Origin of the sequence: Zwartia vadi, assembly GCF_030410375.1 — a bacterium.
Lineage (GTDB): Bacteria > Pseudomonadota > Gammaproteobacteria > Burkholderiales > Burkholderiaceae_B > Zwartia > Zwartia vadi.
The window spans coordinates 140699-157600 of record NZ_JAUHHE010000004.1; the positions used below are offsets into that span (position 1 = coordinate 140699).

Sequence of the window (16902 nt, forward strand, 5' to 3'; positions counted from 1 at the left end):
ATTAATTCCAAAGATTGGGGACGACGTCGCTGCTATAGCCCGAAACGAAAGACTTTTCCTGTCCAGTAACAGGATCAAACACATGGCGATGAATCCGGCCAATATTGCCGCCATACACGTGGACGCTGATCGATGTTCGGTCAGCATAGTAATTTGCGACTTCGTGGACGTCATGCGTCGAAGGCGAAACAAACCCCACTTGTCCGGGCAGCAATAATTTACTCTCGCCGCGGCGATAACTCCCATCCGCCTCTTTGAAATAGTGGGTGTCAATTTCTTGACCACGCAACATTCCGATCAGACCCCAGGTCATGTGGTCATGAACAGGGGTCTTTTGTCCGGGTCCCCACACAAAGCTGACCATGGAAAAGCGCTCCAAGGGATCGGCGTAAAGCAGATATTGTTGATAGAACTGCGGGTGAGGTCGAGTGAACGCCTCGGGGAGCCAATCATCGTGCTGAACAAGCTCCCCCAATAACGCGCCCCCTTCCTCCAAAATCAAGGGCTCGTGTGGCTTACCCTCGAGCAAGCGACTCATCCCTTGCACAAATGTCAATAGTCTGCCGTTTTTCATTTCCTGGTCTCCTAACGACTCGTCATTTAGTCATTCAATCAAAAATGTTTTCTTTCTTTGGGTAATGATATACGGCATTCCGGGGATAGAATGGTTTACCCAATTCTTTAAAGGCGGACTCAACCATGGCTTTTGCTCTGAATCAATTGCGCGTTCCGATTATTCAAGCACCGATGGCGGGTGGTGCCAATACCCCGGCATTGGTTGCCGGTGTCGCACAAGCCGGCGGGATGGGCAGTTTTGGCTTTGCTTACAGTTCTCCTCAAAAAATCAGTGATGATCTTGCTGCAGCCAAACGCCTGACCTCGGGCCCAATCAACGCTAATTTTTTCGTCTTTCAAGAAATCCCCACGCCCAGTCTGGAGCTCCAGCATCAGGCCGTCGCCGCGCTCAAGCGAATGCCGATCGCCCAGGACTTGAGACTAGTGTGCCCCCAACCGCCCTTTTTTCCGGATTTAAAGGCCATGCTGGAGCCAGTCTGGCTGCACCGACCTGCTGTCCTGAGTTTTCATTTTGGCTTACCTCAACCAGAGGTACTCGAGCGCGCAAAGCTATTAGGCATCGCTGTAGGCGTCACGGCCACCTGCCTGGCGGAGGGGCAAGCAATCGAGTCGGCCGGCGCCGACTTTGTCATCGCACAGGGAATCGAGGCTGGCGGCCATCGCGGCACCTTTCAGCCCGACACCTTGGACGAGGATCTTGCGACCCTCGCGCTGGTCAGACAACTCTCCGCGACCCTGAGGATTCCTGTCGTCGCCGCAGGCGGCATCATGACGGGAGGAGATATTGCCCGAGCCAAAGAGGCTGGCGCCTCAGCCGCTCAAATGGGCACTGCTTTTCTAGTCTGCGATGAATCGGGTGCAACGCCCGCACATAAGCATTTCTTATTAACTAAACCCACCCGTGGCACAGTCTTCACACATGGCTTTTCAGGAAGGCGGGCGCAGGGTCTACGCAATACCTTCATCGAGGCCATGCAGGGACAGCCCCACTTGCCCTTTCCCCTCCAGAACACGCTCACCACACCTCTGCGGCAAATCGCCGCGCAGCATGATGACGGCGAGCACCAAAGCCTTTGGGCGGGCAGTGCGTACGCTCAGGCGCGGCCCATGCGTGTCAAAGATCTCATGACCGTCCTGGAGCAGGAGTACCTGCAACACGCAACAGCTCGGGAAAACCCTTAAAAATAGCGCATCTCCAACGAATGGGTATGCAAAAATGAAATATCCCTACCCGACACTTTCCAGTTTCTCTATACTTCTTGCGTGCTGATCTGACGAGTACAGCCATGTTGGCTTGCAGAACGTAAGCGCTTAACGCAGGTAATTCAGGATGTGGATTGTTCGGATCGCACTAGATAAGCCATACACGTTTATCGTGATGGCTATTCTCATCTTGCTTTCCGCCCCCTTGGCCATCAAGCGCACGCCAGTCGATGTGCTGCCTGAAATCGACATACCGGTTATCAGTGTGATCTGGAACTACCGTGGTTTGTCGGCCGAGCAAATGGGCAATCGCATCGCCCAGAATCACGAGCGCTCCATTACGACAACCGTCAACGACATCGAACACATCGAATCGCGTTCGCTTGGCGGCATCACTATTATCAAGATCTACTTTCAACCTCAAGCCAATATTCAAACCGCGATCTCCCAAGTTGTCGCCGTCTCACAATCTGCACTGAGACAAATGCCGCCCGGTGTCGCGCCTCCCCTGGTGATCAAGTACACGGCCTCCTCGATCCCCGTGATTCAAGTGGGGATGTCGAGCAAAACGCTTTCCGAAAAAGAGCTCTTCGATGCCGCGTTAAACATCATGCGGCCGCAACTCGTCACGATCCCCGGCATTGCTGTGCCCTTTCCTTATGGCGGAAAGGTCCGTGCCGTGTCTGTCGACATTGACCCCGAAGCATTGCGCGCGAAAGGCATGACTTCTTCGGACGTTATCAATGCGATTACGGCACAAAACCTCACCCTACCCTCAGGTTCCGCAAAAATAGATGATGTCGAGTACAACATCTCGCTGAACTCTTCGCCGACCTCGATTGCAGAGCTAAACAACATTCCCATCAGAACCGTCAATGGCGCCACGACCTTCATGCGTGAAGTCGCCCACGTTCGCGACGGCTTCTCGCCCCAAATCAATATCGTGCGCCAAAATGGAGAACGCGGACTGATTTTGACGGCTCTCAAAAATGGCGGCGCTTCGACCTTGGACATTGTCCGGGAGGTCAAGGAAAGAATGCCCTCCATCTTGCCGCTGCTCCCGGAAGGCATTGACGTCAGACTCTTGGGCGACCAGTCAATTTTTGTTGAAAAAGCGCTCGCGGGCGTGATTCATGAAATCCTGATTGCAGGCGGCCTCACCGCGCTGATGCTCTTGCTGTTTCTGGGCAACTGGCGCACAACGTCCATCATCGCGATTTCAATTCCACTGTCAATTTTTAGTTCGCTTATCGCGCTGCATTTACTGGGCGAGACGATCAACATCATGACACTTGGAGGATTGGCGCTCGCAGTCGGTATTTTGGTTGATGATGCCACCGTCACGATCGAAAATATCGAACGCCATATCCACATGGGAAAGGATCTCTATCAGGCCGTACTTGATGGAGCTGGCGAGATTGCCGTACCAACATTTGTCGCCACACTCTCTATCTGTATTGTGTTTGTACCGATGTTTTTCCTGGGTGGTGTGGCGCGTTATCTTTTTGTCCCGCTTGCCGAAGCAGTGAGCTTCGCGATGCTTGCTTCCTATGTCTTATCCCGAACCTTGGTGCCTACACTGGCTTACCTCATGCTTAAGGACGCAGGTCAACCCGGCCCGATCGGTCGCTGGATTCACAAGGTGCATGTGGGCTTCAATGCCCGCTTTGAAATTTTTCGCGCCAGCTATGTGCTTTTGCTTGGACACCTCATGAGCAATCGAAAAAAATTCATAGCGGGCTTCCTGACTTTTTGCTTGTTGTCCTGCAGTATTTTTTTCATCCTGGGTCGTGATTTATTTCCTTTTGTCGACACGAGTCAGATCAAACTGCACATGCGCGCGCCAACAGGCACGCGTGTCGAACGCACTGCGATCTTGGCAGATGAAGTCCAACAGGTCATCCGTGAGGTCATTCCGGAAAAAGACCTGGACGGCATTCTCGATAATGTTGGCCTGCCCAACAGCGGTATCAACCTTTCGTACAGCAGTTCAGGCACGATTGGCTCGTTTGACGCGGACATCATGATCTCGCTTAAGCCCGGCCATCGTCCTAGCCTGGAGTACATGGAAGAGCTTATGCCGATTCTGCGCGAGCGTTTCCCCGGTGTTGAGTTCTTCTACCAGTCCGCAGATATCGTCACACAGATTTTAAATTTTGGCACACCCGCCGCGATCGATGTACAAATCGTTGGAAACAACTATCGCGCCAATCATCAACTTGCGGCAAAGCTCATCAGTAAAATTTCCGCTGTTCCGGGCGCCGCGGACGTCCACATCCATCAACGTCTGGATCAACCTTCCATCGCCTTGAATATGGATCGCACCCGCATGCAGGGAATGGGTCTGACGCCCGCAGATCTTGCACAGAACATACTGCTACCTCTTTCAGGCAGCGCTCAAACTACGTCCTCTTTTTGGCTGAACCCAGCTAACAACATCAGTTACGCCATCCAGGCGCAAACACCACAATACAACATTGACTCACTCGATGATCTGCTCAGGCTACCGGTAGGCCCCGCCAACGCTGCGGCTTCTGCTGCCTCCGCCACAGCCAACGCTGCCGCCAATCGCGGCACTCAACTGATCGGCAATCTGGTGAGTTCGTCACCCACAACTGAATTTGCGATTTTGACGCGCTACAACATTCGTCCCTCCATCAATATATACGCCAACGTGCGTGGACGCGATCTCGCTGCAGTCGCCATGGATATTCAGGTCATTCTGGACGAAGCAAAATCAGAACTCCCGCGCGGCAGCAGCATCACGATGCGTGGTCAGGTCGAGACGATGCAGCAATCCTATGTGGGCCTGGGCATCGGACTCCTTGGTGCGGTGTTGCTGGTCTATCTCTTGATTGTGGTGAACTTTCAATCCTGGCTGGACCCTTTCATCATCATTGCCGCGCTGATTTCGGCTCTGGCAGGAATTGCGTGGATGCTGGTGATCTCACGCACCAATCTCAGCGTACCGGCACTGACTGGCGCCATTATGACAATGGGGGTTGCGACAGCCAACAGCGTGCTGGTCATTTCCTTTGCACGCGAGCGCCTGAAAGATGGTCTCTCACCTCTTGCGGCAGCCCTCGAGGCAGGGGCGACCCGCATTCGACCTGTCCTGATGACCGCACTGGCCATGATTATCGGCATGATCCCAATGGCAATCGGCTTGGGGCAAGGCTCTGAACAAAACGCACCCCTCGGTCGAACCGTGATTGGCGGTTTGCTGCTTGCCACGGTCTCCACACTCTTATTCGTACCCGTTCTTTTCGCCAGTCTGCATGGTTGGCTCGACAAGCGCCACACCTCCAAGGAAGCAACAGAATGAAGGACACGCTCCACGATTCTCATGGTTTGCCTCTCGGACACCCAGATAACCCAGAGTCGCAAGTCAAATTGAAAAAAACGCTCAGGACGACGACTTGGGTTGCACTGATCGTCTTGGCCCTATTGATATTCGGTTTGGTGACCGCGCTGCTAGAACGCCGGTCTTTCGCTGAAGTTCTTGCCAAACGCGCCGACGATAGTGGCGTGATGCATGTGCTTGTCGTCAAGCCTACAGCACCGGATAAGAACAATCCCAATATGCGTTTGGTACTGCCCGGCACGCTTCGCGGGATCAATGAAGCACAAATTCATTCTCGCGTAACAGGCTATGTCAAACAATGGTTTAAAGACTTGGGCGATACCGCTAAAAAAGGTGAAACACTCGCTCTGATCGATATTCCTGAAATCAATCGCCAAGTTGAAGAGGCGACCGCGAACTTTAAATTAGCCAAAACAGTCTATGAGCGCTGGAAACGCTTGCGCGCGGAGGATGCCGTCTCTCAACAGGAAATGGATGAAAAAACCGGAATCTACAGACAAAGTGAAGCGGTTCTAAACAGACTCAAACAGCTGCAAAGTTTTGGCACGGTGGTGGCGCCTTTCGAAGGACGTATCACGCGACGCAACGTCAATCTCGGCGATCTTGTGAACGCTGGTAACGTTGGTAATGCGCAGGCCATGTTCAGCATGGCGCGTACCGACAAACTGAGCGTCTACGTTTATTTGCCTCAGGATCGCATCGCTCAAGTCAAAGTTGGAGATGAAGTGTCGGTCTATCAGACCAATGCGCCAGACAACATTATCAAAGGTCGTATCGCTCGCACGGCGGGCGCCATCGACATCAATACCCGCACACTACAAGTCGATGTTGAAATCCCCAACGAGAACAATGCGCTGATGCCGGGTGCCTATGTCGAAGTTGCCATGCAAATTGCCTTGGGCAATAGCCTGATCGTACCGACAAACACCTTGATTTTTGGAGCGGGCGGCCCCTTCATCGCAGTCGTCAAAGATAATCGAGTAGAAAAGAAAAAAGTCACGCTCGGCGTTGACTTTGGCAACCAAGTTGAAATCCGCAGCGGGCTGTCCCCTGATGACCAAATCATCTTGAATCCAATGGATTCACTCGTGAATGGTCAAGCGGTTGTGCCTCAGTCCCCTGCTCCGCGCGCGCCTGCCTCCAGGCGAGGTTCCTGACACGTCATGATGAAATCCAGACTCGCTCTCTGTTTGTTGGCCATCGTATGCGCGGGGTGCGCACCGATCGGTCCCGACTATGAGCGACCCGTTGTTGAGTTTCCCGAAAATTGGAAATCTTTGCCCGGCGCGAATCCAGCGCTATGGAAACCTGCCGTGCCGGCTGATGGTCTGCCGAAAGACAAATGGTGGAAAGCATTCGGTGACCCGACGCTGGACCAGCTGATGGAGACCAGCCTCGCGAACAACAACACCTTGCGCGCCTCGCTCGCCCGACTCGATCAAGCCATCGCGCAAAGCGATGCACGTGGCGCGGCGCTGTTGCCCACCTTGTCCATCGGTGCGACAGGTGCCCGTACGGAAACTTCTGCGAATCGCCCTGGAACCACCTATAACAGCACCAATCAATCAACCACCCAAAATAACTTCCGTCCGGTGGCGGTGATGACCTATGAGATAGACTGGTTAGGTAAAGTCAGACGCGAAGTCGAAGCCTCTCGCAGCACTGCCGAACAAGCCGCTGCAGACACTGAAAACGTTAAGCTTTTGCTAACGGCTCAACTTGCGAATGCCTACTTTCTGTTGCGTCAATACGATGAGGAAATCAGAGTCCTGACAGGTATCGTTCAAATTCAAGACAAACTTTTAGCCTTGATCAAAAAGCGCTACGACATGGGAGCGGCAGGACGCACAGAGCTCTCGCAGCAGACGGCACTGACTCAGTCCAGCGGCGCGCAACTTGAAATTCTGAAGTCTCAGCGTAACGTTCAGGAAAATCTGCTTGCAACCTTGACTGGCACTCCCGCATCAGCCTTTAGTCTACCTCCCGGAACGTTACCTGCAAAGGTTCCAGCTTTCCCGGTTGGTTTACCCTCGACACTGTTAGAAAGACGACCTGACGTCTCGGCAGCCGAGCGTGCGATGGCTGCTGCCAATGCTCAAATAGGAGTCGCGAAAGCCGCTTACTTCCCGACGCTCACGCTCGCTCCGGCTTTTCTTGGTGGGGAAAGCTCCATACTCAGCGCGCTTTTCAATGCGCCGTCGCTCATCTGGTCAATTGGACTCACGGCCACGCAAACAGTCTTTGATGGCGGTCGCATCAGCGCCAATTACCGCTTCGCCCAAGCAGGCTATCGACTGACGCTTGCCAACTATCGGCAATCAGTCATGGTCGCCATTCAAGAAACTCAGGACGCAATGAGCGCGCTGCAGCAACTCGATCGCGCGCGCGCCATGCAGGACGAAGCCGTCAACAATCTCAATCGTGCCTATCAAATCAGTGCGATTCGTTACCGGGAAGGTCTGGATACGGCCCAGACACTTGCCTTGATTCAACAAAATCAGCTCACGGCACAGCGCATCAAATGGCAAATGCACGGGGGGCAATTCATCGCGAGCGTTGCTCTTGTCAAGGCCTTAGGAGGGGGCTGGGAGGGCCTCAGTTCTTCAGTAAAGTCTGGATCCCCTTCTGATCGAGCCTTGTAACATTGCCATTGGTCAAACCTTTAGACAGCACATCGACTGAGCGACCCGCCAGAAATATTTTGGCGGCTGGCGCGTTGCCCAGCACCATTGAAGTCACACTCGCGAAAGGTACTGAGAGACTCTCTCCCGCCTTATAAATACGCTCTTCTTTTTTACCCTCAGCCGTCTGCAGCGAAACCCAGCATTCCCCGCTGAAATCGATACGCATTAAATTTTTACCATCCTGCATCGCAACAGGTTTTTTATCCGAACTGGGCTGAGTGGCCTCTACTTGATTTTGTACGGCAGCGGGTGTGGCAGCGGGTGCAATTGCGGGCGCGGAGGGAGGCGAAAGAGTGGAGGTTGTCGTTTTTGAGTCAATCCCCGCCTGCGAGGCTGCACCTGCACCAGCGGCTACTCCAGCTATCGTTGCGGTGGTGGACCCACCAGGATTTGAACTCGAACCTGAGGCGGCAGACAACACTTTGGGAGAAGACATAGGTGTCACAACCGAGGTGGTAACGGGCTGAATACCGTCAGTACTTACGACTTCTTGCGTATCGTCTTTGAAAGGCCAGCCTTCATAAATCGCCAAAACAATCGCGCCTGCAACAAGCAGACCAAGTCCGAGAAACAGAAAACGAGGTCCACGCCGCGCATACGACTTGGCAGCGACAGGTGACGCAGCAGTTCGGTGCAAATCAGCCACCCGCGCAGCAGGCGAAGCTTTGAGCGCCTCGGCAGACCAACCCTCGATTTGCGTCACGAGCTCGGTGACATCCGTCCGACTTTGCAGTCCAAGATAAAAAACATAACTCTTGATGCCTTGTATGTAGCGTCTTTCATGATGAAAGCTCTCGGAGGCTCCAGTTTCAATCGCAAGCAACTGAAGCTTGGAAAGCATCAAGCGACGTGCCACATCATTCACATCTTTTTGTTGGCTCAGCCGCTCGCGAGACAGCAACTCACCCAACCGGGCGCGCAAGGCGGTTGCTGATGGATCCTGCTCGACACTCTGCTGATCAACATTGTCCATATTTCACCCAATATCGCGCGCAAACAGCTTGGACACGTAGCCATCTGGCCGGTCCATTTCATGCAGCACAGTATAGTGGTTCAGCCCTGGCAAAACATGCAGGCCAACTGTGCAGCCCTGATTACGCAAATGTGCCGCCATGCGCTCAGACTCACCGATCCAATCCTTCGGTTCCGCGCCACCTACGATGACCTCATAGGCAACCTCGGGGGAAAACGGATGGCGAACGGGGCTCAGGACTTGCACATCACTCGGCTTGAGTCTGATTTCCTCATTGACCGAAATCTGTAAAACAGGTTCAACATCAAAGACGCCACTAATTAAGTAAGCTTTTTTAATCTTGTGATGTTTGAGTTGAAAAGGGGCACCAGTGTGCGCCAATGTTGCAGCTATGATGTGTGCACCCGCTGAATGTCCCGAAACATAGATTTGCTCAGGATCGATCTGCCATGCTTGCGCCTGGCTCTCTACCCATTCCAGTCCACGCTTGGTTTGAGCGACAATCTGCTGCACCGTGACAGCGGGGCAGAGGTCGTAGTTCATCACAACGACAGAGCAATCCAATGGCAACACCCCGTTCACAACAAAACTGTAATCCTTTTTGTCGCGAGCACGCCAGTAACCGCCATGAAAAAACACCATGACAGGACGGTTAGGCTTGCCACAGTAAAAGAAATCCGCATTTTCAAGCGGTCCGTCACCGAATCTTAGATCATAGCGTCCCGCATACTTTTGACGAGCCTGCTCGCTCAATCGCTCACCGAGCGCGCTAAAGTGCGCAAGCTGCTCGGGCGTGACCGTCGTGCGGGGGTTGTACTGTTTTTCAATCGCTTCATTCATCACGACATTCCTATGATTGGTCTCGTTCGTTATCCGCTCGCTCAGCTTGGTTCGAGAGTTCATTTGCCGAGCTCGCTTTTATATTTCATTTCAGGCGATTAATCTAGGGAGTGGGTGGGTTCCAGCCGCCGCCTAAAGCCTTGAATAAATCCACACCAGCCTGGAGACGCAATGCGCGATTCAGAACAAAGGCAAGGTTTGCCTCGTTCTGCACCCGTTGAGCCTCCAGCACATTCAAATAGTCCACATAGCCCGCTTCGTAGCGTACTGTCGCCAACTCCTGAGCCTTGGTCGCCGCGGCAACCTGCTCAGTCAAGTAATGCTCAGTCTGTAAAGTCTGGTTCACCGATACGAGGGCATCACTGACCTCGCCAAAAGCATTTCTTACAACTTTAACGTAATTGCCCAACACTTCTTGCTGCTGCGCCTTGGCGAAATCCAAACGTGCCCTGAGCGAACCTCCTGTAAATACAGGTTGCAACAAACCGAGACCTGCGGACCACACCGCACTCTGTCCGGACAGAAAAGCACTGAAGTCCACACTCTGCGCGCCAAATAAAGCGGTCAAAGACAAGGTTGGGAAAAAATTCGCAGTCGCAACACCTATGCGCGCATTCGCCGCCGTTAACTCTTGCTCGACGCGGTTCACATCAGGTCTGCGCTCAAGCAAAGTCGAGGGTAAGCCAGCAGGTGGCACAGGCGGAATAGGCAAGCCTCGCAAGTCGAGAGGGGCAAGTGTCAACTGCAGCTGCCCCGTCAGGATACCGAGTTGATTTTGAACAATCGCGCGTTGACGCGTCAACTCAGAGAGACCGGCCTCGGAAGCTGCTTTCGCGGCACGGGCCTGACTCACATCAATGGGCGATACCAGACCGCCATCGAGCTTGGCCTGCGCAACCCGTAGCGAGTTTTCTCTGGTTTTAACTGAATTAGTCACCACATCGATTTGCGCATCCAAGGCGCGCAAACGCAGATAGGTGTTGGCTACCAGAGCGGAAAGTGTCAAACGCACACTGTCCTGCTCATATTGACTCGCAGTGGCCACAGCAGTAGCCGATTCGATATTGCGACGCACGCGGCCCCAGACATCGATTTCATACGACGTCACCACACCCAACTGCGCTGTATTGGTTTGGAAACCGACCCCCGAGGGATTGACTGAAGTACCAGTCGAGGCGCGCGTCCCTGAAGCAGTTAGATTAACAGTCGGATATAACGCCGCACCCGCTTGTCGGGCGAGCGCTTGAGCCTGTCCTAGACGCGCGACAGCGATCTGTATATCCGCATTATTTTTTTGTGCGCTGACAATCAAATCATTTAAAACAGGATCGTTAAACAAAGTCCACCACTCTTTCATCACCTCGGCACTGGGCGATCGTGGCGCTTGATTCACGCTCGTGACGGCCACAGACTGGCTGGCGACTTGCGATGGTGTGCGATAGGCATCAGGCAGTTCGACTGCGGGACGCTCATAGTCTGGTCCAAGCAAACACCCTGACAGCATGCCCGTCAAGGCGCAGACGCCTGCGAACCGAGTGATGCATTGCCTTGCGGAGCCCTTACGATGCGTCATGTTTATTCTCCGACACAGGTGGCTCCGTTTCATTTTGATGAGCAGAGGACTTGGGCTCCTGAGGGCTTGGCTGCTTGTTCTTCCTTGAAAGCCAAGTAAAAAACATTGGGACAAAAATGGTCGCGATAAAAGTCGAGGCCAGCATGCCACCGAAAACTCCCGTACCCATAGACTGGCGGGCTGCTGCGCCCGCCCCCGTCGAGATCACCAACGGAAACACCCCAAGAATGAAAGCCAGCGAAGTCATCACAATCGGTCTGAAACGCAAGCGGGCCGCAGTGAGTGCGGCATCCATCGTGCTCATCCCCTGCGCGCGTTTTTGAGAGGCGAACTCCACAACCAAAATGGCGTTTTTCGCTGAAAGCCCGATCAGCACCAACAAGCCAATCTGAAAATAAATATCGTTCGGCATCCCACGCAGCAAGACCGCAAGCAACGCGCCAAACAAGGCAAACGGCACAGCCAGCAGCACCGCGATCGGCAAGGACCAGCGCTCATACTGCGCAGCGAGAATCAAGAACACCATCACGATGCCAAACATGAATGCCAAGCCAGACGCGTCGCCCGTACGAATTTGCTGATAGGCCTGTCCCGCCCAGGCTAGCTCATAGCCTGTCGGCAAGGTGGCGCGCGCTGTTTCTTGAACGATGTTGATCGCCTCGCCAGAGCTGATTCCCTGAACAGCACTACCAAGCACTTTGGCGGCCAGAAAGCCATTAAAACGCTCAAGCTGCTCAGGTCCCACCACTTGATTCACCGAAATCAGTGCAGACACAGGTACCATGCCGCCATTATTGGCGCGTACATAAATCTGACCAAGATCGGTCGGCTCAGTTCGGTACTGCGAATCGGCCTGCATCTGCACGCGATAGGTGCGTCCATTCAAATTAAAGTCGTTGACATACAAGGCACCCATCGTGGCTTGAAGACTTAAATAAACATCTGCCACGGGTATGCCGAGTGACAACGCTTTGGCCTCATCGACCTCGACATACAGTTGAGGCGCAGTCGGTCTGAAAAAAGTATTAATCCCTGTCAGCTTGGGTTGCTTTTTGAGCTCCTCGGTAAAGTTGTTCACCACCTTCGCCAACTCAGTGACGGATGGTTCGCCTTTGGACTGCACGTAAAACTCAAAACCACCTGCCGAACCCAAGCCGCGAATAGGCGGCGGATTAAAAACCAAGGCCATACCATCGGACAAACTCATACCAACACCCGTGAATTTCCTGGCGAGTTGCTCGGACGATGACGTGCGCTCATCCCAGTCTTTGAGCGGAATAAAAATCGTCCCGGCATTGGCCTTGTTGCCACCGCCAATGATGTCTCGACCGGCAATCACAAACACACGCGCGACACCCGGGTCCTGGACCACGCGTTTCTGAAACGTATCGCCTGTTTGTTCCGTGCGCTGAAGACTCGCACCATCGGGCAGCACAAGGGCGCTAATTAGATAGCCTTGATCTTCGGCCGGTACAAACCCGCCCGGCACCAGACGAAACATCACAAAGCATCCAACTAGAATCGCACCAAATACTGTGGTGCCAATCACTCTGTGATGCAAAGTCTTGTCGACGAGTTTGGTGTACTGACGGGTAAACGAGGCGAAGCCGCGATTGAACCATCCAAAGCCTTTCGACTGGTGCAAACCTGGCTTGAGCAAGACAGCACACAAAGCCGGCGTCAACGTCAAGGCGACAATTCCGGAGAGGATCACAGCAAGAGCCACCGTCACCGCGAACTGCTGGTAAAGAGTACCGGCAATCCCGCCTAAAAACGCGACCGGAATAAACACGGCAGACAGCACAAGCACGATCGCCACCACAGCGCCAGACACCTCTCGCATTGCCTCGTAGGCAGCTTCTTTGGGTGACAGATTGCGCTCGGTCATTAAACGCTCGACGTTCTCCAGAACCACAATGGCATCATCCACCACGATGCCAATCGACAAGACCATCGCAAACAGAGTCAGGGTATTGATCGAAAAACCAAATACCCACAAGCCTGCAAACGTCCCGATCAGAGAAACTGGTACTGCGATGAGCGGAATCAACGTGGCACGCCAATTCTGTAAGAACAGATACACCACCAGACCCACAAGAATCATGGCCTCGAACAAGGTCTTAATCACCTCGTTAATCGAAGCAGTGACAAATTTTGTCGTATCAAAAGGAATGACATATTCGATGCCAGGCGGAAATTTTTTCTCTAATTCCTGCATCTTTTTGCGGACACTTTCTGCAACGGCCAGTGCGTTCGCGTTCGACTGTAAATACGTCGCAACAAGCGCAACAGGCTGACCAACCAGCTTAGTGTTGGCGTCGTAGTCCGCCGCACCAAGCTCGATACGCGCGATATCTTTGAGTCTGAGCGTACCGCTCGCGCCGTCTGAACGGATCACGATGTCGCCGAATTGCTCGGGCGTGACCAACCTTCCCTTGGCCGTCACGGTATAGACGAGCTGCTGACCCTGGGGTGCTGGCTCTTGGCCAATCTTACCTGCAACGTTCTGTTTATTTTGAGCGGCGATGGCCGCTGCGACATCTGGTGCAGTGATTCCAAGCTGCGCCATCCGGTCGGGTTTGAGCCAGATGCGCATGGAATAATCTTTCGCTCCCAAAATCTGGGCATCCCCCACCCCCGGCAAACGCTTGAGCTCATCAACGATATTGACCAGAGCATAATTAGAGAGGTAGAGGTTGGAGAACTCCTCTGTGGGAGAAGTAATCGCGGTCACCAGCAAAATATCATTTGACCGTTTTTGCGCCGTGACGCCGAACTGGCGGACAATGTCCGGGAGCCTTGGCTCGGCGATTTTGACGCGGTTGTTGACGTTAACCGTCGCAGTATCAATATCCGTTCCAACCTCGAAGGTCGCCGTGATCACTAACGAACCATTCGACTGGGCACTCGAATTGAAATACAGCAAGTTCTCAACGCCGGACAACTGCTCCTCGATCGGTCCCGCGACAGTGCGCGTCAGTGTCTCGGTCGATGCACCTGGATAGTTTGCCGTGATGATGACGGTAGGTGGTGCGATCTGAGGATACTGCGCAATAGGCAAGCCGCGCACGGCCATCAAGCCCGCGATCACGATTGTGATGGAAATCACCGCCGAAAAAATCGGCCGGCCGATAAAAAAACTGGAGAAACTCATCGACCATCCTTTTGTGCTGCCGCCTGATTGGGCGATGAGGATGGCGCGGTACCAGGCGAGGCTTGGGCAAGCGGCACGACGGTGGGTTTGACCACAGAACCTGGACGGATTTTGATGAGTTGATCCGTCACGACACGATCACCCGCTTTTAAACCGGACAATACAATCCAGTTTTTACCAGACCACTTGCCAACCTTGATGGGTGTTGGCACCACTTTGTTTTCAGCACCGACAGTCCAGACCATAAAGCCGCGTTCGCTTTGGATCACAGCAGCCTGGGGCACTAAAAATACGTTTTCCTGCATCCCTGTTGTGATGCGAATGCGCAAAAACTGACCCGGCAAAATTTCACTTTTGGGATTGGGAAATTCGGCGCGCATTTGCTGCGTACCGAGTTTGGGATCGATAAAGGTGGATTGAAAATTTAATCTGCCTTGCTCAGGATAGACTTGTCCATTCGGCAGTAACAACTCCACACCTGTTTTCAACTTTGGATCTAAACGGCCTCCAGGCAATTGTGCGGTATCGCTGGTGGACAACCCAAAACGCACCCAGATCGGATTGATCTGATAGATTGAGGTCAGCAAACCCGCATCGCCCGTGCTGGAAATCAGATTACCCTCGGAGCGCAATGCACGCCCGGAAATACCGCTAACAGGAGCTGTGACAGTCGTCCACTTCAGATTCAGTTGAGCCGTCTTCAAGGTCGCCTGCGCGATCTCGTTAATCGAGGTTGCATCATCGAACTCTTTGCGACTCACGGCCTGTTTGCTGTAAAGCAGCTTAAGACGTGCAGCCTCGCGGGCAGTTTGCTTAGCGCGCGCCTGAGCTTCTTCGAGCGTAATTTTAAAGGGCTCTGGATCGATCTGAAAAAGCGGCTGACCCGCCTCAACGGGGCTGCCTTCCTCATACAGACGCTTGAGCAAGATCCCGTTCACCCGTGCACGAACCTCTGTTTCCTTGGCACCCTCTGCTTGTGCCGTGACTTCCAGCACATTGGGGAGATTGGTGGGCTGAGCCTCAATCACCGATACTGGCAAGGGACCCTGCGGTCCTGCTGGCTGAGCCTGAAGCCCGCCACCCGACACTACGCAAAGCAGCGCAAGTATGAACGTGTAACTTACCTGACGCGACAGATTCAAGATCTGCCAATTTTTCTTTAATAAATAGTTTGGTACTGTTTTGTGCACTGCACCGATCATGTGGGATTCCCGAACATTCAAGCAATCTTACGATTCTATACGGGTAAACCCAAATATTCTGGCCAAAAGGCCAGAATTCCCAAGAAAACGACCTCAAATACACCCATCACTAAATAAAATTTATTTTAGATTGCGGCAAATGGCTTGGGTCACATCCGAACAGGAAGCCTGGCCACCTAAATCCCGTGGAATTGCCTTGCCTTGAGACAGCGTGAGTTCCACTGCGCGCTCAATACGGCCTGCAGCGTCGATGAGACTCTCATCCAGATGACGGTCCCCGAGCCAGCGCAGCATAAAGGAACCTGACAACACTGTTGCCAGGGGGCTGGCGACATTCAGACCGGCGATATCCGGCGCTGAACCATGCGCGCCTTGAAATAAGCCATGTTGATCACCCAGCTCGCCTGACGGGGCAATACCCATGCCTCCCACTGTGGCTGCGCCCAGATCTGAAATGATGTCCCCAAACATATTTTCGGCCACAATGACGTCGTAAAACTCGGGTCGCTTGACCAGATGCACAGTCATGGCATCGACGTATGAATAATCAATCGCTACATCAGGATAGCTCTGGGCCACTTCCTCGCAAATTGATCTGAAAAAAGCATAGCTTCGCAAAATATTGGCTTTGTCGCACACCGTCATCCGACGCTTGTGATCCATCGGTGCGCCACCGCGCTTTAGAGACAACTCAAAGGCAAACTTGGCGATCCGCTCAATACCCTTGCGTGTCATCACCAGCGTCTCCGTTGCAACCTCGCCTCGCAACAAGACGCCTGCACCCCGGCTGGCATACAGACCTTCAGTATTCTCCCGGACAATAATGTAGTCAATGTCGCCTGCCTGGCGATTTTTCAGTGGAGAGAAGTCTCCTTGATACAGACGGATCGGCCGCACATTTGCGTACAGATCGAGCTTGAACCGGAGCTGCAAGTGCAAATCATTTCCAACCTCTGTGCCATCCGGATACGTCACATCTGGCAAGCCGGCCGCACCATGAAGCATGGCATGCGCGCTCTGACACGCGGCATATGTTTCCTCAGGCAGGACAAAACCGGACTTCAAATAGTGCGAAGCACCGCCTGGCAGATCATTGAAATCCATCACGCCAGAACCCAACGCCTCCTTGAGCACGGTTACCGTCGCACTGCAAACCTCCGGCCCGATGCCATCGCCCTCTATTGTCGCAATCTGGTACTTAGCCATTTAACTGATGTCTCCAATATTTAATTTTCGGGTCAACCCTTTTTATCAGGCATAGGCCCTCTCTCGTTTTGCACGCGTAGTATATGTTTACAATGACTTGGCGTCAGTTTCACTCTTTTCAGAATCG

General features: G+C 53.3%; 11 protein-coding genes. 4 read left to right on the plus strand and 7 right to left on the minus strand.

The features are described from left to right. Position 1: 1 nt before the first annotated feature. Positions 2-574 carry a cysteine dioxygenase family protein gene (locus QWY27_RS04905; RefSeq protein ID WP_290195281.1) on the minus strand — a complete coding sequence of 191 codons (573 nt, stop codon included), beginning with the start codon at positions 572-574 and terminating at the stop codon, positions 2-4. Between the two features lie 125 nt (positions 575-699). Between QWY27_RS04905 and QWY27_RS04910 the strand changes: the two genes are divergently transcribed. The 4 genes from QWY27_RS04910 to QWY27_RS04925 all read left to right on the plus strand — a co-directional run bounded on the left by QWY27_RS04910 (position 700) and on the right by QWY27_RS04925 (position 7785). Continuing rightward, positions 700-1758, plus strand: a complete 1059-nt coding sequence (locus tag QWY27_RS04910) for an NAD(P)H-dependent flavin oxidoreductase (protein ID WP_290195283.1) — start codon at positions 700-702, stop codon at positions 1756-1758. Between the two features lie 148 nt (positions 1759-1906). Next, a complete protein-coding gene (locus QWY27_RS04915) occupies positions 1907-5104 on the plus strand; it encodes an efflux RND transporter permease subunit (protein ID WP_290195285.1) in 3198 nt (1065 codons plus the stop codon). After that, positions 5101-6300: an efflux RND transporter periplasmic adaptor subunit gene (locus QWY27_RS04920; protein ID WP_290195287.1), complete on the plus strand. Its 1200-nt coding sequence runs from the start codon at positions 5101-5103 to the stop codon at positions 6298-6300. Before QWY27_RS04915 ends, QWY27_RS04920 begins: the two co-directional genes overlap by 4 nt. 6 nt (positions 6301-6306) lie before the next feature. Further along, a complete protein-coding gene (locus QWY27_RS04925; RefSeq protein ID WP_290195289.1) occupies positions 6307-7785 on the plus strand; it encodes an efflux transporter outer membrane subunit in 1479 nt (492 codons plus the stop codon). Here QWY27_RS04925 and QWY27_RS04930 read toward each other — a convergent pair. From QWY27_RS04930 to QWY27_RS04955, 6 genes are all read right to left on the minus strand, one after another. Then, positions 7739-8800 carry a helix-turn-helix domain-containing protein gene (locus tag QWY27_RS04930; protein WP_290195291.1) on the minus strand — a complete coding sequence of 354 codons (1062 nt, stop codon included), beginning with the start codon at positions 8798-8800 and terminating at the stop codon, positions 7739-7741. The genes QWY27_RS04925 and QWY27_RS04930 overlap by 47 nt on opposite strands. 3 nt (positions 8801-8803) lie before the next feature. Then, positions 8804-9640: an alpha/beta hydrolase gene (locus tag QWY27_RS04935; RefSeq protein ID WP_290195293.1), complete on the minus strand. Its 837-nt coding sequence runs from the start codon at positions 9638-9640 to the stop codon at positions 8804-8806. A 103-nt stretch (positions 9641-9743) separates the two neighbouring features. Next, entirely contained in the window at positions 9744-11213 is a 1470-nt protein-coding gene (locus QWY27_RS04940; RefSeq protein WP_290195295.1) for an efflux transporter outer membrane subunit, read from the minus strand. After that, positions 11200-14367: an efflux RND transporter permease subunit gene (locus tag QWY27_RS04945; protein WP_290195296.1), complete on the minus strand. Its 3168-nt coding sequence runs from the start codon at positions 14365-14367 to the stop codon at positions 11200-11202. The genes QWY27_RS04940 and QWY27_RS04945 overlap by 14 nt, the downstream gene beginning before the upstream one ends. Continuing rightward, complete coding sequence (locus tag QWY27_RS04950) at positions 14364-15569, minus strand: efflux RND transporter periplasmic adaptor subunit (protein ID WP_290195298.1); 1206 nt, start codon at positions 15567-15569, stop codon at positions 14364-14366. The genes QWY27_RS04945 and QWY27_RS04950 overlap by 4 nt, the downstream gene beginning before the upstream one ends. 120 nt (positions 15570-15689) lie before the next feature. Then, entirely contained in the window at positions 15690-16775 is a 1086-nt protein-coding gene (locus QWY27_RS04955) for an isocitrate/isopropylmalate dehydrogenase family protein (protein ID WP_290195299.1), read from the minus strand. Positions 16776-16902 lie beyond the last annotated feature (127 nt).